Raw genomic sequence first — 404 nt, forward strand, 5'->3', positions numbered from 1 at the left:
TGCGCTCTGGTCAACGGCGGCGGCTACGCCGAATACGCCGTCGCCCCGGCGGATCAATGCCTACCGGTACCCGAGGGGCTAGACCTGGAAGACGCCGCCGCACTGCCGGAAACCCTGTTCACCGTATGGCACAACCTATGGCAGCGGGCCCGCTTGCAGCCGGGCGAAACCCTACTGATCCACGGCGGCGCCAGCGGCATCGGCACCACCGCCATCCAGCTGGCCAAGGCCCTGGATCACCGGGTCATAGTGACCGCCGGCAGCCCTGAAAAGTGCGACGCCTGCCTGGCGCTGGGCGCGGACCGGGCGATCAACTACCGCGAAGCGGATTTTGTCACCGAGGTCAAAGCCTTCACCGACGGCCAGGGCGCCGACGTGATTCTGGACATGGTCGGCGGCGACTA

At 67.3% G+C, this 404-nt stretch carries 1 protein-coding gene; it reads left to right on the forward strand.

What is annotated here, in order from left to right; genetic code table 11:
- The coding region (locus B3520_RS17010) for a zinc-binding dehydrogenase (protein ID WP_286876472.1) at window positions 1-404 on the forward strand (404 nt) is incomplete at both ends.

It is taken from the genome of Marinimicrobium sp. UBA4509, assembly GCF_002388575.1.
In the GTDB taxonomy this organism is placed as follows: domain Bacteria; phylum Pseudomonadota; class Gammaproteobacteria; order Pseudomonadales; family Cellvibrionaceae; genus Marinimicrobium; species Marinimicrobium koreense.